This is a genomic window from Streptomyces albidus (ex Kaewkla and Franco 2022), assembly GCF_013870515.1.
Classification (GTDB): Bacteria; Actinomycetota; Actinomycetes; order Streptomycetales; family Streptomycetaceae; genus Streptomyces; species Streptomyces albidus.
This window is the reverse complement of sequence record NZ_JACBXA010000110.1, coordinates 1-18,068: the sequence shown is the minus strand read 5'-3', so window position 1 is coordinate 18,068 and position 18,068 is coordinate 1. Positions and strand designations below refer to the sequence as shown.

The 18,068-nt window shown below is 70.5% G+C and carries 15 protein-coding genes and 1 pseudogene; 8 read left to right on the top strand and 8 right to left on the bottom strand.

Annotated elements, in window-relative coordinates; genetic code table 11:
* Positions 1-217 (top strand): annotated as a pseudogene (locus tag H5J26_RS31545) (hypothetical protein); the annotation flags it as partial.
* A 429-nt stretch (positions 218-646) separates the two neighbouring features.
* On the top strand, positions 647-1,690 hold the full coding sequence (locus H5J26_RS17330) for a S1 family peptidase (protein WP_235980780.1): 1,044 nt from the start codon (positions 647-649) through the stop codon (positions 1,688-1,690).
* Positions 1,691-1,844: 154 nt separating this feature from the next.
* Here the strand turns inward: H5J26_RS17330 and H5J26_RS17325 are convergent, their stop codons facing one another.
* Positions 1,845-2,867 (bottom strand): aspartate-semialdehyde dehydrogenase, encoded by a 1,023-nt coding sequence (locus tag H5J26_RS17325; protein ID WP_181766776.1) that lies wholly within the window; start codon positions 2,865-2,867, stop codon positions 1,845-1,847.
* 192 nt (positions 2,868-3,059) lie between these two features.
* Entirely contained in the window at positions 3,060-3,848 is a 789-nt protein-coding gene (locus H5J26_RS17320; RefSeq protein ID WP_181766775.1) for a metallophosphoesterase family protein, read from the bottom strand.
* Between the two features lie 859 nt (positions 3,849-4,707).
* On the opposite strand from H5J26_RS17320, the gene H5J26_RS17315 reads away from it, so the two are divergent.
* Positions 4,708-8,295 carry a DNA polymerase III subunit alpha gene (locus H5J26_RS17315; RefSeq protein WP_181766774.1) on the top strand — a complete coding sequence of 1,196 codons (3,588 nt, stop codon included), beginning with the start codon at positions 4,708-4,710 and terminating at the stop codon, positions 8,293-8,295.
* Entirely contained in the window at positions 8,292-9,305 is a 1,014-nt protein-coding gene (locus tag H5J26_RS17310) for a DNA polymerase Y family protein (protein ID WP_181766773.1), read from the top strand. Before H5J26_RS17315 ends, H5J26_RS17310 begins: the two co-directional genes overlap by 4 nt.
* A gap of 36 nt (positions 9,306-9,341) precedes the next feature.
* On the opposite strand, the gene H5J26_RS17305 is transcribed toward H5J26_RS17310, so the two are convergent.
* Positions 9,342-10,166 carry a TrmH family RNA methyltransferase gene (locus H5J26_RS17305; RefSeq protein ID WP_181766772.1) on the bottom strand — a complete coding sequence of 275 codons (825 nt, stop codon included), beginning with the start codon at positions 10,164-10,166 and terminating at the stop codon, positions 9,342-9,344.
* Positions 10,167-10,383: 217 nt separating this feature from the next.
* Between H5J26_RS17305 and H5J26_RS17300 the strand changes: the two genes are divergently transcribed.
* On the top strand, positions 10,384-11,292 hold the full coding sequence (locus tag H5J26_RS17300) for an esterase/lipase family protein (RefSeq protein WP_181766771.1): 909 nt from the start codon (positions 10,384-10,386) through the stop codon (positions 11,290-11,292).
* A 66-nt stretch (positions 11,293-11,358) separates the two neighbouring features.
* On the opposite strand, the gene H5J26_RS17295 is transcribed toward H5J26_RS17300, so the two are convergent.
* From H5J26_RS17295 to H5J26_RS17280, 4 genes are all read right to left on the bottom strand, one after another.
* A complete protein-coding gene (locus H5J26_RS17295) occupies positions 11,359-12,003 on the bottom strand; it encodes a pyridoxamine 5'-phosphate oxidase family protein (RefSeq protein WP_181766770.1) in 645 nt (214 codons plus the stop codon).
* Between the two features lie 71 nt (positions 12,004-12,074).
* Positions 12,075-13,076: a lytic polysaccharide monooxygenase auxiliary activity family 9 protein gene (locus tag H5J26_RS17290; protein ID WP_181766769.1), complete on the bottom strand. Its 1,002-nt coding sequence runs from the start codon at positions 13,074-13,076 to the stop codon at positions 12,075-12,077.
* A 184-nt stretch (positions 13,077-13,260) separates the two neighbouring features.
* A complete protein-coding gene (locus H5J26_RS17285; protein ID WP_235980778.1) occupies positions 13,261-14,097 on the bottom strand; it encodes a dioxygenase in 837 nt (278 codons plus the stop codon).
* Between the two features lie 120 nt (positions 14,098-14,217).
* Positions 14,218-14,778, bottom strand: coding sequence for a DoxX family protein (locus H5J26_RS17280; RefSeq protein WP_181766768.1), 561 nt, complete (start codon positions 14,776-14,778; stop codon positions 14,218-14,220).
* A gap of 116 nt (positions 14,779-14,894) precedes the next feature.
* On the opposite strand from H5J26_RS17280, the gene H5J26_RS17275 reads away from it, so the two are divergent.
* Both H5J26_RS17275 and H5J26_RS17270 read left to right on the top strand, forming a co-directional pair.
* Complete coding sequence (locus H5J26_RS17275; protein WP_181766767.1) at positions 14,895-15,386, top strand: MarR family winged helix-turn-helix transcriptional regulator; 492 nt, start codon at positions 14,895-14,897, stop codon at positions 15,384-15,386.
* A 172-nt stretch (positions 15,387-15,558) separates the two neighbouring features.
* Positions 15,559-16,755, top strand: coding sequence for a MarP family serine protease (locus tag H5J26_RS17270; RefSeq protein WP_181766766.1), 1,197 nt, complete (start codon positions 15,559-15,561; stop codon positions 16,753-16,755).
* Positions 16,756-16,790: 35 nt separating this feature from the next.
* Here the strand turns inward: H5J26_RS17270 and H5J26_RS17265 are convergent, their stop codons facing one another.
* A complete protein-coding gene (locus H5J26_RS17265; protein ID WP_181766765.1) occupies positions 16,791-17,720 on the bottom strand; it encodes a GNAT family N-acetyltransferase in 930 nt (309 codons plus the stop codon).
* A 100-nt stretch (positions 17,721-17,820) separates the two neighbouring features.
* On the opposite strand from H5J26_RS17265, the gene H5J26_RS17260 reads away from it, so the two are divergent.
* Positions 17,821-18,068, top strand: a 248-nt coding sequence (locus tag H5J26_RS17260) for a GntR family transcriptional regulator (protein ID WP_181766764.1), incomplete at its 3' end; no start/stop codon positions are given.

The following is an 18,068-nucleotide window of genomic DNA, read 5'->3' as shown; positions in this document are numbered from 1 at the left end:
GGGGCGCAGGCGGGGCCTCCTCGCCGGTTGCGCTGTGTGGTCGGGACTGTGCTGCACCGGTCAGTTGTGCTGCCGCGATCCGTACGAGGATCCGTGGACCGGAAAGCACCGTGAGGGCTGGTGCCACAAGTGCGACTGCGATTGCTGTGATTGCGGATGCGGCGACTGCTGCGACAAGTGCTCGTGCTGCGATTGCGATTGTTGCGACTGCGGTTGAGAAGCCCGCCGGGCCATATGGAATTTCATTTTTGAAGGACTCGTGAAAACCCTGACTGAAATCCCCTGCCTGAACAGGTAATCGGTGGACAGAACAGGACAAGTCCGTTTCTTGTGCCAGTTCAGATGATGACCCCGGCTACTCGCCTGCTGTGCAAGGTCATTGGGTCGACGCGCGTCACATTCGATCTGTGGCGCCTGCCTGCGGCGGGGCAACTTTTCGGCGGTTGAAGTGAACTTGGCCTTGTGTGACAAGCGTCATTCTCGTAATACTCGGCGGTACGAGTTGGCATGGACGTGACTTCATCGGGAATGGGAGTTGTGTCTGTACTTCCTCCGGGGCTGTCCCCCCACACAAGACATGGGCGGCCCCAACCCCCCACTGGAGGTTTCTGAGTTGAGCGAGAAGAAGCAGATAACGAAGCGACGGATGGCCATCGCGGGCGCGGGAGTTGCGGTTCTCGTCGCCGGATCGCTGACCTGGACGAGCGCCAACGCGGCGGAAGATGCCTCTCCGAGCATCAAGACCCTTTCCAGCACGTCGGCTTCGAAGCTCGCCTCGAAGCTCACGTCGGACATCAAGGGTGACGCCGGGTCGTACTACGACGCGAAGGCCAAGAAGCTCGTCGTCAACGTCACCGACCAGGACGCCAAGGCGAAGGTCGAAGCCGAAGGCGCCGTCGGCAAGATCGTCCAGCACACGATGGCTCAGCTGGAGTCGACCAAGGACGCTCTCACCGAGCAGGACATCACCGGTACGTCGCGCATCGTGGACGTGAAGTCCAACAAGGTCGTCATCACGGCCGACAGGACGGTCAAGGGTGAGAAGCTCGCTCAGCTGAAGAAGCAGGCCAAGGCTGAGGGCAGCAAGGTCGAGATGCAGCGCACCGCGGGCAAGTACACCACCAAGATCGCGGGTGGCGACGCCATCCACGGTGACGGCGGACGTTGCTCCCTCGGCTTCAACGTGACCCTCGACGGCAAGCCGGCCTTCCTGACGGCGGGCCACTGCTCCACCGCGATCGCCAGCTGGTCCGAGGAAGAGGGCGGCCCGGAGATCGCCAAGAGCGGCGACGGCAAGTTCCCCGGCAACGACTACGGCATCGCCACCTTCACCGGTGACACCGAGCACCCGAGCGAGGTGGACCTCTACAACGGCAGCACCCAGAAGATCTCGGCTGCGGCCGAGGCCGAGGTCGGCATGAAGGTGACCCGCAGCGGTAGCACCACGCAGGTGCACGACGGCGAGGTCAAGGCCGTGGACGCCTCCGTCTCCTACCCGGAGGGCACCGTCGACGGCCTGATCCAGACCGACGTCTGCGCCGAGCCCGGTGACAGCGGTGGCTCGCTCTTCTCCGAGGACAAGGCCATCGGCCTCACCTCGGGCGGCAGCGGTGACTGCTCCGCCGGTGGCGAGACCTTCTTCCAGCCGGTGCCGGCAGCGCTCGAGGCCCTGGGTGCCGAGCTTCCCTGACGCACCGCACACATCAGTGCGACCGCACTGAGACTGAACACTGCCACAGCACACGGCGGAACCCCCGGGCGTTGCCCGGGGGTTCCGTTGTTTCCGCGTGCGCGGTCCGTGCCGTCGGGGGCGAGTCCGGCTCGTCACTCAACCCGGCGGACGGTCACTCGCCGGCGACCAGCTCCGCGATCTGCACGGCGTTCAGTGCTGCGCCCTTGCGGAGGTTGTCGTTGGTCAGGAAGAGCGCGAGACCGTGCTCCGCGGTCTCGTCCGTACGGATGCGGCCGACGAAGCTGGCGTCCTTGCCCGCCGCCTGAAGCGGTGTGGGAATGTCCGAGAGCTCGACGCCCGGTGCGGCGGCCAGCAGTTCGCGGGCCCGCTCGGGAGTGAGCGTCCGCTCGAAGCGGGCGTTGACCTGAAGCGAGTGCCCGGTGAAGACGGGCACGCGCACGCAGGTGCCTGAGACCTTCAGGCCGGGGATGTCGAGGATCTTCCGGCTCTCGTTGCGGAGCTTCTGCTCCTCGTCGGTCTCGTCGAGGCCGTCGTCGACGATCGAGCCCGCCATGGGCAGCACGTTGAAGGCGATCGGGCGCTCGTACTTCTCCGGCTCCGGGAAGTCCACCGCGTCACCGTCGAAGGTCAGCCGCGTCGCGTCGCTCTCGACGGCCTTGCGCGCCTGCTCGTTCAGTTCGGCGACGCCGGCCAGCCCGCTGCCCGAGACGGCCTGGTAGGAGGCGACGACCAGCCCGGTCAGCCCGGCCTCCTCGTGCAGCGGACGCAGCACGGGCATGGCGGCCATGGTGGTGCAGTTGGGGTTGGCGATGATGCCCTTCGGGCGCCGCCTGGCGGCCTCCGGGTTCACCTCGGAGACGACCAGCGGCACCTCCGGGTCGAGGCGCCAGGCCGAGGAGTTGTCGATGACGACGGGCCCCTGGGCGGCGACCTTCTCCGCGAGGGCCTTCGACGTCGAGCCGCCGGCGGAGAAGAGGACGACGTCGAGCCCGGAGTAGTCGGCACTGGCCGCGTCCTCGACGGTGATCTCGCTGCCCTGCCAGGGAAGGGTGCGCCCGGCGGAACGGGCGGAGGCGAACAGCCGCAGCTGGTCGACGGGGAGTTTCCGCTCGGCCAGAATCTCCCGCATCACACTGCCGACCTGGCCGGTGGCTCCGACGATCCCGATCCTCATGGGGCTCCTTCTGTGCTGTGTGCTGTGTCCGTTGGGTTCAGTGTCCCGTTTGCGCTGTGCGTGCGGGCAGCGCCACCGGGCCGTCCCGGCGGGGCGCTGGCTCTTCTACCCTGCCCTGCCCCCTCTACGATCGGCCACTTCTTTGACATCGGTCACACAGGGAGGGGCCCTGCGTGGAGCGGCCGTACGGGATCAGCCGTCGCGGCCGTCCAGCGGTCCGAAGGCGGCGAGGGCGTCCTCGGCGCTGTTGCGCGCGTGCACGTACTCCTCCGCCCACTCCGCGGCGCCCGGGAACGCGGACTCCGCGGCGATGCGGGCGCAGGCAGCCGCGTAGTCGTACGTGGTCCGGCGCAGGGCCACTCCGTCACCCGGGCCGAGCAGTGCCCAGTGCGCACCGGGACGACCGTAGGGCATCCCGACGCTCCCTGGATTGACCACCAGCAGTCCTTGGGTGAGCCGGACGAACGGCATGTGGGTGTGGCCGCACACCACGGCACGTACATCGCCGTCCACCCCTGCCAGCACCTCGGACCAGCGCTCGGGCCGTGAGTCGACGAGCGTCACCTCCGTGTCGTTGCGGGGCGTGGCATGGCAGAAGAGCACCGGGCCGAGACCGCCGCCCTCCAGGCGTGCGGTCGGTGGGAGACCGGCCAGGAATTCGATGTCCGCCGCGTTCAGCTGTCCGGCGGCCCACAGGTCGATGGCCGGGGGAGCGGGCTGCCCGCCTCCTCTCGCGCCGTCCGCACCCGTTTCCGAGCGGTGGAGTTCGACCAGTTCCCGGTCGGCGTTGCCGCTGATCCAGACAGCCCGGTCGCCGAGCCCGCGCAGCAGCTCCAGCGTCTCGACGGGCTGCGGCCCTGCGAGGAGGTCGCCGGTGAGGACGACGGTGTCGGCTGTACGTACATCCGGCTTGGCCAGCACCGCCTCCAGGGCGGGGAGGACACCGTGGATGTCGGAGAGCACCGCGACACGTTCGGTCATACGGCTGAGCATGGTGCCGGCGCGGACGGCGTCGGGCGCGGTTCTCTCAGCGCGGAACCCGCGGTCCCTCTCTGCACGGGAGCATCAGATCAGGTCAGGCAGGGTCCAGACAGGTCATGGCGGGTTCGACTCGGCGTTGCTCGCTGACGCTCGGGGCCCGGGGGAGCGCACGGCGTTCGCGGGGGAGACCCCAGAGTGTCCGGAAACCCACCCCTGCGCGTCCCGCCCCCTCATGTCGTCGGGCGGCTGCCCCGGTCAGCATTCCCAGCAGGACAAGCCCGATCTGTCACCGGGAGTGAGGAAACTCCGCAAGTCGCGAACGGTCGGAGGGTGTGGGACGCGCAGCGGGTGACTTCGGGACACTCAAGCGTGATTTGTGGCCCGACAAGTGAGGGGTACGCAGGACCTGTTCCGGGGGGTCGGGCCGTAAATCATGCCGTCCCGGAGTTGCCCGCGGAGCGGCACGCACCCGGCCCGGAACCCCGAGCAGGCGCACCCGGCCAACCCCCGCAGAGCTCACGCCCGGGGCGCGCCGCCGGTGATCACGCCGTGTCCGCGCACGGGCACCCGGACAGCCCAGAGCTGAGTGAGCAGGTCCGCTCCGTGCTCGAGTCCATGCGCAGGTCCATGCTCAAGAACTGGGCCCCCGCAGCACGCCTGAGCCGAGGTTCCCCGTCCGCTCGGCCGAGGCGCCGCCGAACTGTTCGGCGGCGCCTCCGAGTTGTCGCCGGGAGGGGTGTATACCGCCGGTGAGCTGCGAAGAGACATCGAGCACCGTTCGAACGCGCATTCGACTACTGGTCTATGGTGGGGGTGTATTCGGCAAGCAGAGGTGCGAGTGCGGTGGGAGGTGCGTGCGATGCCGGGATTCGTGCACCTGCATGTCGCCTCCGGTTTCTCCCTGCGGTACGGGGCCTCGCATCCTGAGACGCTGGCCGGGCGCGCATCCGATCGCGGGATGGACGCTCTCGCACTCACCGACCGCGACACCCTCGCGGGAGCGGTGCGCTTCGCCAAGGCGAGTGCGGAAGCCGGTGTGCGGCCGGTATACGGGGTGGAACTGGCCGTGGCGGAACAGCCCGAGGAGAAGAGCGCGGTGCGCCGCCGCCGTACCCCGGTCAGAGGCGGTGCCTTCATCGACGAATCGGCACAGCGGGTCGTCTTCCTCGCCGGGCAGGGAGCCGTGGGCTGGGACCGGCTGTGCCGGATGGTCACCGCGGCGCACGCCGGCGGGGGCGAGCGCCCACGGCTGGAGTGGGCGGACCTCGCGACGCTGGGAGGTGCGCACGAGGGGGCGCTGACCGTACTGCTCGGCCCCGACTCCGACGTCGGCCGGTCGCTCGCCGCCGGGCGGCCCGACCGTGCCGCACGGCAGCTGACCGGCTGGCGCGAGATCTTCGGGACGGCGCTGCGGCTGGAGGTCACCGGCTACGTGCCGCTGAGGGAGTCCGCGCGGATGCTGGGGCTCGCGGCCGAGCAGGGGATCAAGCCCGTGCTGACCAACGCGGTGCGCTACGCCGATCCCAGCCAGGGCCCGGTCGCGGACGTACTGGACGCGGCGCGGCGGCTGGTTCCCGTCGATCCGCGCAAGGGCCTGGACAGCGGAGAGCGCTGGCTGAAGGGGCCGGAAGCCATGGCGACGGCCGCGCAGCAGATCGCCGAGGCCGCCGGCTACCGGCGTGACACCGCGCACCGCCTGCTGACGCTGACCGAGGAGACCGCGGACGACTGCCGTGTCGACCCGGAGGACGACATCGGCATCGGGCGGGTGCACTTCCCGGAGCCCTGGCTGGTCGGCGCGGGCAGAGACCGCGGTACGGGCGCCGGCGCGGCCCGGGGCGGAAGCGGAAGGAGCGCCGAGCGTGTCCTTCGTTCGCGCTGTGCGGCCGGGATGGTCACGCGGGGGTACGAGGGGCAGCGGGAGCGCTGGGGCAGGCTCGAGCACGAACTGCGGATCATCGAAGGGCTCGGCTTCTCCTCCTACTTCCTCACCGTCGCCCAAGTCGTCCAGGACGTGCGGGAGATGGGCGTACGGGTCGCGGCACGCGGTTCGGGCGCCGGATCGCTGGTCAACCATCTGCTGGGCATCGCACACGCCGATCCCCTCGAGCACGACCTGCTCATGGAGCGCTTCCTCTCGCCGCGCCGCACGGCCCTGCCGGACATCGACATCGACGTGGAGTCGGCCCGCCGGCTGGACGTCTACCGCGCCATCTTCGAACGCTTCGGCGAGGAGCGCGTCGCCACCGTCGCCATGCCGGAGACCTACCGGGTGCGGCACGCCATCCGGGACGTGGGGGCGGCGCTGAGCATGGACCCTGCCGAGACCGACCGGCTCGCCAAGGCGTTCCCGCACATACGGGCCCGCGACGCGCGCGCGGCCCTCGACGAACTCCCGGAACTGCGCGGCGTGGAGGCCGAACGGTACGGGCCCCGCTTCTGGGACCTCGTCGAGGCGCTGGACGCCCTGCCGCGCGGTGTCGCCATGCATCCGTGCGGGGTGCTGCTCTCGGACTCCTCGCTCCGGGCCCGTACGCCGGTCGTGCCCACCAGCGGCGAGGGCTTCGCGATGTCCCAGTTCGACAAGGACGACGTGGAGGACCTGGGGCTGCTCAAGCTGGATGTGCTGGGAGTGCGGATGCAGTCAGCGATGGCGCACGCGGTCGCCGAGATCGAGCGGGCGGGTGGAGGGGACGTCGGGCTGGACGACGTGCCGGAGGGTGATCCGCAGACGTACGAGCTGATCCGGTCGGCCGAGACGCTCGGCTGCTTCCAGATCGAGTCGCCGGGGCAGCGGGACCTGGTGGGGAGGCTGCAGCCGGAGAACTTCCACCATCTCGTCGTCGACATCTCGCTCTTCCGGCCGGGGCCGGTCGTCGCCGACATGGTGCGCCCCTTCATCGAGGCACGGCACGGGCGGAGGCCGGCCGGCTATCCGCACCCGGATCTGGAACCCGCGCTGCGTGAGACGTACGGCGTCGTGGTCTTCCACGAGCAGATCATCGAGATCGTCTCCGTCATGACCGGCTGCGGGCGTGCGATGGCGGACGAGGCGCGGCGGGCGCTGTCGGACGAGGTGCGGCAGGGGAGGGTGCGGGCCTGGTTCAAGCAGGAGGCGTCCCGGCGCGGGTACGCGGCAGAGGCCGTGGAGCGCACCTGGGAGATCGTGGAGGCGTTCGGCTCGTACGGCTTCTGCAAGGCGCACGCCGTCGCCTTCGCCGTGCCCACCTACCAGTCGGCGTGGCTGAAGGCCCATCATCCGGCGGCTTTTTACGCGGGAGTGCTGGAGCACGATCCGGGGATGTACCCGAAGCGGCTGCTGCTGGCGGACGCGCGCCGGCGGGGGGTGCCGGTGCTGCCGCTGGATGTGAACAGGTCGTCGGTCGCTTATCGGATCGAACTGGTGTCTGATTCAAAGGGTGTTGAGGAGCTGGAACGGCGCCGGTGGGGAGTGCGTCTCGCCCTCTCCGAAGTGCAGGGCATCAGCGAGGCGGACGCGGAGCGGATCGCCGCCGGACAGCCCTACGACTCGCTGGCCGACCTCTGGCGCCGGGCGCGGCCATCACGTCCCGTGGCCGAAAAGCTCGCCCAGGTGGGGGCGTTGGACGCCTTCGCACCTGAGGGCAACCGACGCGATCTGCTGCTGCACATCGCCGAACTCCACCGTCAGCAGCGCGGGACCGGGGCCCGCGAGGGACAGCTCGCCCTGGACCAGTCCGCGACGGGCGCCTCCGCATCCGAGCCGGCCGGACTGCCCGACCTCGACGCGGACGAACGCCTCGGAGCGGAGCTCGGCGTTCTCGGCATGGACGCCTCCCGGCACCTCATGGACGATCACACCGCGTTCCTGCGGGAGTTGGGCGTGCACTCCGCCCGCGGACTGCGCGCTGCCCGGCACGGTGAGACGGTCCTGGTCGCGGGCGCCAAGGCCGCCACCCAGACCCCGCCGATCCGGTCCGGACGACGCGTCATCTTCACCACTCTCGACGACGGCACCGGGCTGGTCGACCTCGCCTTCTTCGACGACTCCCACGCGGCCTGCGCGCACACCGTCTTCCACTCCTGGCTGCTGCTGGTACGGGGCGTGGTGCAGCGGCGCGGACCGCGCAGCCTCAGCGTGGTGGGAGCGGCGGCGTGGGATCTGGCCGAACTGGCCGAACTGCGCCGCACGGGCGGCCTGGACGCGGTCGCCGCACGGCTGGCGGAGCGCCCCGCCGACGGGCAGGGGGCCGGAGCGGACACGGGGGCCGGAGAAGGCGGCGGAGAAGGAGCCGGGGACAAGGAAGGACCTGGAAAGGACAAGGAGGGAGCCGGGGGCCGCACCGTGCAGGTGGCGAAGGGGTACGAGATGCACCCCTGGGCCGACCTGCGTCCCCCCGGCGACTCGGCCGACTCCCCGAAGGCCCTGCGCAAGCTCTGGCACTCCAGCCCGGGGAGCGCGGGATGAGCGAGCAACTCCACGTGCTGTACGTGCACTTCGAGGACGGGCCGGGCCTGGCGGGGGAGGAGCCGGAGCAGGATCCGGCCGCCGGCCGTCCTGAACTCCTCGGTCTACTGGCCGACTTCACCCCCGTCGTCCAGGCGCTGCCGCCCGACGCCGCGCTCGCCGACGTACGGGGCGCACTGCGCTACTTCGACCGTGACGCACCCGGGCTCGCCAGGCTCATCCGCCTCCGGGCGCTGGCCCTGTACGGCACCGACTGCACCGTCGGCGTCGCCGTCAATCCGCTCTTGGCGCGGATGGCCGCGCAGTGCGGACCGAGGGGCACGGTCCGTGTGGTGCGCCCCGAGGAGACCGCCGGTTTTCTCGCCTCCCAGCCCGTCGCGGCTCTGCACGGCGCCGGCCCGGCGACCGCCCGTACCCTGCGTGCGTACGGTCTGGACACCGTCGGCCGCGTCGCCGAGGTGGCCCCGGCGACGCTCCAGCGGGTGCTGGGCGCCAGAACGGGACGCCGTCTCCACGAGCGTGCCCGCGGCATCGACCCGACGAGTGTCGTCCCCAGCGCCCCCGCACGGTCCGCCGGTTCGGAGTACCGCTTCGACCGGGACGAGCTCGATGCCGGCCGACGGCGCCGCGCGCTGCTCACCCTCGCCGACGAGCTGGGCTTCCGCATGCGTACGGACGGACAGGTGGCCGGGGCGCTGAGTCTCACCGTCCGCTACGCCGACCGCTCCACCACGACCCGTACCCGCACGCTCGCTGAACCGTCCGCGCACACACCGGCGTTGACCGCCGTCGCCTACGCCCTGCATGACGCGCTCGGGCTTCAGCGGGCCCGGGTGCGTGCGGTGCATCTGCGTGCCGAGGAGCTGATGCCGGCCGAACTCGCCGCCCGGCAGCTCTCCTTGGACCCACGGGAGGAGAAGGCCAGGCGTGCCGAGGCGGCGGCGGACCGGGCCAGGCGGCGTTTCGGTGCGGCGGCCGCGCATCCCGCGGCGCTGTTCGACGCGGCGTAGCGGAGTGCGCGCGGCACCCGGCCCGGCTCGTCCGCGTCAGCTCCGGCGGGCGGCGATGCGCTGCCGGGAGGCCTCGTACAGCACGGCGGTCGCGGCACTGGCGGCGTTGAGCGAACTGGCCGATCCCGCCATCGGGATGCGCACCGTGTGATCGCACAGTTCGCGCCACGCGGCGCTGAGACCCGAGGTCTCGTTCCCGACGAGCAACAGGACGGGCCCGCTCAGGTCGAAGTCGAAGAGGTCCGCCTCGCCGTCCTCGTCCGTGCCGACGACCGCGATCGGCCGGCCCGGCGTGCGGCGTTCCTCCAGCCATCGGACGACCTCCCGCTGCGAGGGCACCCTGACGGCGGGCAGCGCGAACAGTGAACCGGTGCTGGCACGCACCGACTTGGGGTCGTAGACGTCGGCGGCGTGACCGGTCACGATCAGCCCGTCGGCGCCGAAGGCGTCCGCGGAGCGGATGACCGTGCCGATGTTCCCGGGGCTGGTGGGCCGGTCGAAGAGCACTCCGAGGAAGTCGTCGCCGGCCGGGATGCGGGACAGGTCGTCCGCGGGCATCTCCAGCACCGCGACGACTTCCGGTGCCGTCTCGCTCTTCTCGCCCAGCTCGGCCAGGAGCCGCGGGTCCATCGCGACCCGTTCGGCGGTGGCGTCACGCAGCAGGTCTTCCGCCCAGCGCGACAGCGGCCGCTCCGTGGAGTGGATCAACGCCCTCACGGGCCAGCCCCGTTCCAGGGCGACGGTGATGGGGCGGACCCCTTGGACGAGGAACTCCCGTGACCTCTGCCGCTTGTTCCGGTTGGTCAGCAGTGACTGCCACTGCTGGAAACGGGCGTTCCGGGAGGTGATCCGCTGAACCACCGAGGTGTCCTCCGGCTGCTGGGTGTGCGTGCTGCGGCCGGAAGCCTACAGGGGGTGAACGGGAGAGAACGACCGTCGGACCGCTCACTGAATCTTCACAAGCACACTCCTGGCCGTCCAATGTTACCCCTGCGTAAATTGACATGACATCAACAATGTGGCGCACCTCACCCCCCACGCGAGGCAACGTCCGCCCTCACCCCCACGAGGAGTCGGCATGAACCTGTCCTGGAAACGCCCGTACGCCCCGGCAGCCGCTGCCGCGGTCGCGATCGTCCTGACGGCGCTCCCGCTCTCGGCGGCAGACGCCGCGGAGACATCCGCCTCCGAACCCACGGCCAAGACAGCCAAGTCGGCCGACAAGACCAAGGCCGCCGAGGGCGGCTGGAACGACTACGACTGCAAGCCGTCGGCCGAACACCCCCGCCCCGTGGTTCTCGTGCACGGCACGGGAGGCAACGCGGTGGACAACTGGCTGGGCCTGGCGCCGTATCTGAAGAACCGCGGCTACTGCGTCTTCTCCCTCGACTACGGCCAGCACAACGGCATCCCGCTGATCTACGGCCTCGGCCCCATCGAGAAGTCGGCCGAGCAGCTGGACGTCTTCGTCGACAAGGTGATGAAGTCCACCGCCACCGAGAAGGTCGACATCGTCGGCCACTCCCAGGGCGGCATGATGCCGCGCTACTACATGAAGTTCCTCGACGGCGCCAAGAACGTGAACGCCCTGGTCGGCATCGCCCCGAGCAACCACGGCACGACGCTGAGCGGACTCACCAAACTCGTCGACCTGATCCCGCCGATCGGCGACGCGGTGGAGGAGCTCGGTCCGTCGCTGATGCAGCAGAAGGAGGGCTCGGACTTCGTCAAGCGTCTCAACGAGGGCGGCGACACCCTGCCCGGCGTCAAGTACACGGTGATCGCGACCAAGTACGACGAAGTCGTGACGCCTTACAAGACCCAGTTCCTGGACGGCCCGAACGTGAAGAACGTCGTCGTCCAGGACCTGTGCGCGGCCGACATCTCCGAACACCTCGCCATCGGGCTCTTCGACAGGGTCGCGTTCCACGAGACGGCCAACGCCCTCGACCCCGAGAACGCCACCAAGACGAACTGCCTTTCCTGACCGTCCCGCCGGGCGGGTCGGCCCGCCCGGCGGATCAGGTGAGGACGGAGCACTCCGGCACCCTCGTCACCACTCGTAGAGCCTCTCGGCGTACGAGGGGCCGTAGTGCTTCTCCAGCATCTCCAGTGGGTCCTCCTGACGCTCCAGCGCCTTGGACAGCCTCGCCCGGCTCGGCAGCGCGTCCGGCTGCCAGCTCTCGGGGCTCCAGGCGGCGGAGCGCAGGAAGGCCTTGGAGCAGTGGAAGAAGATCTCCTCGATCTCCACCACCAGCGCCAGCACAGGCCTGTTGCCCTTGACGGTCATCGAGTCGAAGAAGGGCGCCTCGCGCACGATCCGCGCCCGGCCGTTGATGCGCAGCGTGTCGCCGCGGCCCGGCAACAGGTGGATGAGACCCACGTGCGGATTGGACAGGACGTTACGGAAACCGTCGATCCGCTTGTTGCCGGGCCGGTCGGGGACCGCGATCGTCCTGTCGTCCAGCGCCTTGACGAAGCCGGGCGGATCGCCCTTCGGCGACACGTCGCACGAACCGTCGGCGGCCGAGGTGGCGATCAGGCACAGCGGCGACCGCGCCAGCCACTCCCGGTCGATCGGGTGCAGAACGGTCCGTGCCTTCTGGGCGGCGTACGGCGCGGGAGTGCCCAGCAGATCGCGAAGCTCCGCCTCAGAGGTGACTTCACGCACCGCCGCTGACGTCTCCTCGCCCTCCATCCGGCCTCACCCTCTCCGTACACCGAGTTCGCCCGTACACCTGCCTCGTACCGGCATCCTACGAGCACGGCTCAGTCCTGGCGGCGGCCGGCTGTGCGGCGCCGAGCGGCGGCGAAGGTCAGTGCCGAGCCGAGAAGCAGGACACCCGTACCCGCGACGGCGATGAGGCGGGTGCTCCCGTCGTCGCCGGTCTCGGCGAGCCGGGACTGCGCCTCGGCCCCCTGCTGCCGCGCGTTGCCGGAACTCTTCGGCCAGGTGGTGTCGTGGGAGTGCGAACTGTGCGTGCCCGCCTTGCCGTCGGTCCCGGACTTCGCCGGGCCGCCGTGCCCGTGGTGGCTGACGGTCGACTTCCCGGCGTTGCCGGCGATCTGCGAGTCGCTCGGCGCGGCCGGCGCCCGCTTGGGGCCGGTGTCGGTGCCGCGCGTGGCGGCGCCGTTCGAGCCGCCGAAGGTGACGTCGGAACAGGTGTAGAACGCCTCGGGGCTGTCTGAGCGCTGCCAGATGCTGTAAATCAGGTGCCGGCCGGTCCTCTTGGGGACCTCGCCCTTGAACTTGTACTCGCCGCCCTGCAGTTGCGGGTCGCTGACCTTGGCGAACGGCTTGGACTCCAGGTCGGACCACTTCAGCGGCTCGGACGCGTCGTAGCCGGCCTTGGTGATGTACAGCTCGAAGGAGCCCTTGTGCGGGGCGGTCGCCTTGTAGGAGAAGGCGTGTTCGCCGGCGCTCATCTTCGAGGAGGGCCAGTCCGTACGGGGCAGGTCCAGGCCCTTGTACTTGTCCCGGCCCGCGCTGCACAGCTTCCCGTCGGGGATGATCTGCTGGTGTCTGCCCGCCGCGTCCGGGATGTTGACCTCGTTCCAGTCGTAGAACGCCTGGGTCCCGCTGCTCTTCACGGCCGCCTTGCACGCCGCCGACTGCGGATTCTCCGGACCTTCCGCGAAGCAGGCGGAGACCCGGCTGACCGGATCCGTCATCGAGCCGTGCGCCTGGGCGGTGTTGACGTTCACCAGCGACAGCGCGAGTGGCGCGACGCCGAGCGCGGCGATACGGGCGACCGTACGGCGACCGGGCATGGGGACTCCTGAGGTGGGGGGGGGGGTGAATGCGGGCTGCGGCTGCGGCCTCCCGTGGGGGCGACGAGACCGCAACCGCAGCGATACGCACGCTAGCCCTGCTCAGCAGCCCCGTTGAGGGACAGAACGCCCAAGTGGCCATCCTTATGGTCCGCTTAAGGACGGGCTCAACGGCGGTTAAAGCTCAGGCCGCCCGTCCGAACTGGACGGACCGCTTGGCCAGGCCCGCCCAGAACCCGTCGATGACGGTGCGCGCACCCGCGAGGTCGGCCTCGCCCGCCCCGAGTGCGACGAACAGCGGGGCGAAGTGTTCGCTGCGCGGGTGGGCGATGCGCCCGGCCGGTGACTTGTTCTCGAAGTCGAGCAGCGAGTCGACGTCGGCGCGGGCGATCGCCTCCCGTCCCCAGTCGTCGAACTCCCTGGACCAGCCCGGAGCTTCGTCCACGCCGGCCCCCCACTGCATCCCGCTGAGGTTGTGGGTGAAGAAGCCGCTGCCGACGATGAGGTGGCCCTCGTCGCGGAGCGGGGCGAGCCTGCGGCCCAGCCGCAGCAGCTGCTCGGGTTCGAGGGTCGGCATGGACAACTGGAGCACGGGGACGTCGGCTTCGGGGAACATCTCGGCGAGCGGCACGTAGGCGCCGTGGTCGAGGCCGCGGTCCGGTGCGTCCTGCACGGGCTCGCCCGGCCCTGCCAGCAACGCACGTACCCGCTCGGCGAGTTGGGGAGCGCCGGGCGCCGGATACCGCACTTGGTAGTAGCGCTCGGGGAAGCCCCAGAAATCGTGAACCAGCGGGACGGCCCCCGTCGCGGAGAGGGTGACGGGTGCCGACTCCCAGTGCGCCGAGATCATCAGGATCCCTCTCGGGCGCGGCAACCGCACTCCCCAATCGGCGAGTTGAGACGTCCACAGTTCGTCGTCGGCCAACGGCGGCGCGCCGTGGCTGAGGTAGAGCACCGGCATGCGGGCGGGGCCCGTGGGTGCTCCGGCGGCTCTGGGGAGACCAGGGGTGCCGGTCGTCATGGTCGGTTCAGCCTCACTCCGGATTCTCGTCGCCCCTACCGCGGGCGGGTCGGTCATTTCGCAGGTCGCAGCTCGGACACCCCCCAGGGCGGTGCCGCCGAGGCGGGCTGCCACGGCCGGTCAGTCACGGAGCATCAGCACCCCGGCCGCGACCACGACTCCCACGACGACGGCAGCCGCGCCGTGCGTGAGGCGGTGTGCCCGGAGTACGGGCAGCAGCCGGTCGGCCGCGTAGCGTCCGGGGCCGGTGAGGGTGAGCGCCGCGGCGCCCGCGATGAGCAGCAGTTCGTACTCGACGCCCTTCGGAGCGAAGAAGCCGCCGCCCCACTTCAGGGCGATCGCATTGACCATCGTGCCGAGGACGGCGGCTCCGGCGAGAGGTGTGAGCAGGCCGAGTGCGAGGCCGAGCCCTCCGAGGGTCTCGGTGAGCCCGGCGATCAGCGCCATGGTCTCCCCGGCGGGGTAGCCCGCGGAGCTGAAGAACTGGCCGGTGCCCTTGAGCCCCGGCCCGTCGAAGGCGCCGAACAGCTTCTGCGATCCGTGCACGGCCATGGTCAGACCGAGCACGACGCGGAGGAGGAGCAGCCCGGTGTCGTGGGCCTGCCCGGTCCCGGCGGCTGCGGGATCGCCGTCCGAGTGGGAGGCGGAGGGGGCGCTGTAAGTGGTGTGGGGGGACGTCATTTCTGATGGCTCCCTTGTCGGTGTGGTCGGGTCCGGCAGGACATGTTGTTCAAATTCGAACCCGACTTGGACGCTAGTCGATGATTCGAATTTGAACAACCCGTAGGATTGCCTCCATGAGCGACGCCGAGTGGCTGGACGAGCGTGAGATGGCGGCCTGGCACGGCTTCCTCCAGGCGAGCAACCGGGTCGGCCACCACCTGGAGCAGCAGCTGAAGGAGGACAGCGGGCTCTCCCACCCCCAGTACGAGATCCTGGTCCGCCTCGGCGACGCCCCGGACGGCGAGATCCGCATGACGGAGCTGGCCAAGAGCCTGATCACCTCCAAGAGCGGACTGACCTACCAGGTCGGCCAGTTGGAGAAGCGCGGCCTGGTGCGGCGCCGTTCCTGCCCCACCGACGTGCGCGGGGTCTTCGCCGTGCTCACCGATGAGGGCAGGCGGGTGCTGGGCGATGCCGCCCCGGGCCATGTCGCAGCGGTACGGGAGGTCCTGATCGACGTCCTGGACGAGAGGGAGCTGGAGCTGCTCGCCGAAGGACTGGGACGTGTGGCCCGCCGCCTGAGCGGCGAGGAGGACGGCGCAGACCGGGACGAATCACGGAAGTGAGGAGGATGGGGGCGCCCTCCAGGGCGGGACCGGAACCAACCGGCCGCTGTTTCGCGTTGTGTTGTGCGACTGGGGAAAGAGGGAAGGACGGTCGGGCACAATCGGAGGGCCGGCTGCTGCACGAGGACGACGAGCAGGCCCGCTGGGCGAGCGGGGCGAATAGGGGTGCACGGTGAACCTGCTGGATGTTCTGCTGCTGCTCGCAGTGCTGGTCTTCTCCGTCTCCGGCTATCAGCGCGGCCTCGTGGCCGGCTTCGTGTCCCTGGCAGGCTTCGTCGGCGGCGCAGTCGTCGGTGTGTGGCTGCTGCCCTCCATCCTGGACAAGGTGCCGCCCGGCACCACCGAGGCCACCGTCGCCGCACTGCTGACGGTGCTCGTGCCCGCCGCCGTGGGCCAGGCTCTGGCCGCCCCGATCGGATGGCGCCTTCGAGGCGCGCTCAGCTGGACGCCCGTCCGGTGGGCGGACGGCATCGGGGGCGTCGTGGTCAACGCGATAGCGGTGCTCGTCGTGGGCTGGGTCGCCGCGAGTGCGCTGTCCGTCTCGCCCTCGCCCGCGCTCAATCAGTCGATCCGCGGCTCCGCGGTGCTCGGCACCGTCCAGGACCGCATGCCGGACCAGGCCTCCACCTGGTTCAACGACGCCAGCGGAGCGCTGACCACGGCAGGCTTCCCGCCGGTCTTCAACCCCTTCGAGAACGAGCCGGGCGCCGCCGTCGCGAAGCCCTCCGGTGACTCCGTCACCCCTTCCGCGACCGAGGCCGCCAAGCGCAGCACCGTCAAGATCGAGGGCGTGGCCGACGTGGACGGGAGCGCGCGCGGCCAGGAAGGCAGCGGCTTCGTCTACACGAACCAGCACGTGATGACCAACGCGCACGTCGTCGCCGGTGTCGACGAGCCGACTGTGCGGGTCGGCGGCGTCGGCCCGCGCTATGAGGCGCGGGTGGTGGTCTTCGACCCCGCCACCGACGTCGCCGTGCTCGTCGTGCCCGGCCTGAAGGCCCCCGCGCTCCAGTTCGCGGGCAACGCCGATCGAGGCGCCCCCGGCGTGGTGGCGGGCTACCCGCAGAACGGCAGCCTCGACCTGAGGGCCGCAGCGGTCGCCCAGCGCGTACGGGCGCAGGGCCAGGACATCTACGGCGACAACCCGAGCTCGCGCGACATCTACGCCATCCGCTCGACTGTCCGCCCGGGCAACTCCGGAGGGCCGCTCCTGACCAAGGACGGCCGGGTCTTCGGAGTGATCTTCGCCCGTTCCACCAGCGACGCGGGCACCGGCTACGCGCTCACCGCGGAACAGGTCCAGCAGCACGCACAGAGAGGCGCCAGCGCCACGCAGGCGGTGGACACCGGGAATCGCGCCGCGCTCTGAGGCGCTCCGCGCGGCCCACGGCCGGCGGCTCCCGTTCACAGAGCCTTGGCGTACCGCCATTCCGTGGCCGCCTGCGTGTAGCCGAGGCGCTTGTTGACGGCCAGCATGGGCGCGTTCGCCGCGTCGTTCCCGGTGAAGGCCCATGCGACGCCCGCGGAACGGGAGCGGAGCAGCGAGTCCAGCTTGGCCAGCTTCGCCAGTCCCCGTCCCCGGAATGCACGCCTGGTGCCGGTCATGCCCGACCAGTAGCGGTCGCGTCCGTCGGTCTGCGCCACGGAGTACGCCGCGACCTCACCATCCAGCATGACGACAGAGGTGAGACGGTGATCGATGTCGGGGCGCTCCCAGTTCAGCCGCAGCCAGTCCTCGTACGGCACGAACCCGGCCTGCACATCGCCGGGTTCGTCGGCGATGCACTCCAGGTCCGCCTCGTACAGGGGCCGTTGGTCGCCGGCGAAGTGCTCTGCGGTGCGCAGCTCCACCCCGGCGGGCAGCGGATCGGGCAGGGACGGGAGCCCGGCGCGGGCCAGGTCCAGGCCCAGGAAGCAGGCGCGGCGGCCGCGTTCGTAGCCACGCCGTTCCGCGAAGCCGGGGGAGCGGCCGTCGTCGGGAACCCACGTGTGCACCCGCCGGGCGTTCAGCGTGCTCAGATACCGCTCGCCCGCCACGGCCAGCGCGTGCCCCGTTCCCCGGCCCAGAGCGTCGGGATGCACCGCTGTGTGCAGGAAGCCCTGGCCCGCCTCGGTGCTCTCGATGAGCAGCCCCGCGTCGGCACAACCGGTGATCCGGCCGTCGGGCTCCCTGGCCACCAGCCACTTGGTGCGCTGGTGTGCGGGAGCGGAGGCAGCCGTCCAGGCCACCACCTCCCCGGTGCACACCAGATAGGGGACTGCTGCGCGCCTCACCCGGGCTACGGGCTCGGCGTCCTCGGCGCGGAACTCTTCAACGGTGACCGTCGGCGTCATGGCGTCGCACGCTAGCGGCCCCGCGTGGTGGCGGCTCCTGATTTTGCGGCGCCTGAGGGAGAATCGGCACTCCGCACCCGCGAACAGACCCGGAGACCACGTGCCGTTGCACATCGTCATCGACCCGGCCGCGCCGGACGCCCCGTACGAGCAGCTCCGCTCCCAGATCTCCGATCAGGCGCGCGGCGGGCGACTGCCGACGGGGTACAAGCTGCCGACCGTTCGCGGACTGGCCGAGGAGCTGGGGCTCGCCGCGAACACCGTCGCCAAGGCATACCGCGCTCTGGAGTCCGACGGTGTGATCGAGACCCGCGGCCGGCACGGAACCTACATCGCCGCTGCGGGGGA

Bases quoted from the DNA above. Each gene is read 5' to 3' on its own strand.
- H5J26_RS17330 (WP_235980780.1), top strand. From the start codon at position 647: ATGGCCATCGCGGGCGCGGGAGTTGCGGTTCTCGTCGCCGGATCGCTG.
- H5J26_RS17325 (WP_181766776.1), bottom strand. From the start codon at position 2,867: ATGAGGATCGGGATCGTCGGAGCCACCGGCCAGGTCGGCAGTGTGATG.
- H5J26_RS17320 (WP_181766775.1), bottom strand. From the start codon at position 3,848: ATGACCGAACGTGTCGCGGTGCTCTCCGACATCCACGGTGTCCTCCCC.
- H5J26_RS17315 (WP_181766774.1), top strand. From the start codon at position 4,708: ATGCCGGGATTCGTGCACCTGCATGTCGCCTCCGGTTTCTCCCTGCGG.
- H5J26_RS17310 (WP_181766773.1), top strand. From the start codon at position 8,292: ATGAGCGAGCAACTCCACGTGCTGTACGTGCACTTCGAGGACGGGCCG.
- H5J26_RS17300 (WP_181766771.1), top strand. From the start codon at position 10,384: ATGAACCTGTCCTGGAAACGCCCGTACGCCCCGGCAGCCGCTGCCGCG.
- H5J26_RS17295 (WP_181766770.1), bottom strand. From the start codon at position 12,003: ATGGAGGGCGAGGAGACGTCAGCGGCGGTGCGTGAAGTCACCTCTGAG.
- H5J26_RS17290 (WP_181766769.1), bottom strand. From the start codon at position 13,076: ATGCCCGGTCGCCGTACGGTCGCCCGTATCGCCGCGCTCGGCGTCGCG.
- H5J26_RS17285 (WP_235980778.1), bottom strand. From the start codon at position 14,097: ATGACGACCGGCACCCCTGGTCTCCCCAGAGCCGCCGGAGCACCCACG.
- H5J26_RS17280 (WP_181766768.1), bottom strand. From the start codon at position 14,778: ATGACGTCCCCCCACACCACTTACAGCGCCCCCTCCGCCTCCCACTCG.
- H5J26_RS17275 (WP_181766767.1), top strand. From the start codon at position 14,895: ATGAGCGACGCCGAGTGGCTGGACGAGCGTGAGATGGCGGCCTGGCAC.
- H5J26_RS17265 (WP_181766765.1), bottom strand. From the start codon at position 17,720: ATGACGCCGACGGTCACCGTTGAAGAGTTCCGCGCCGAGGACGCCGAG.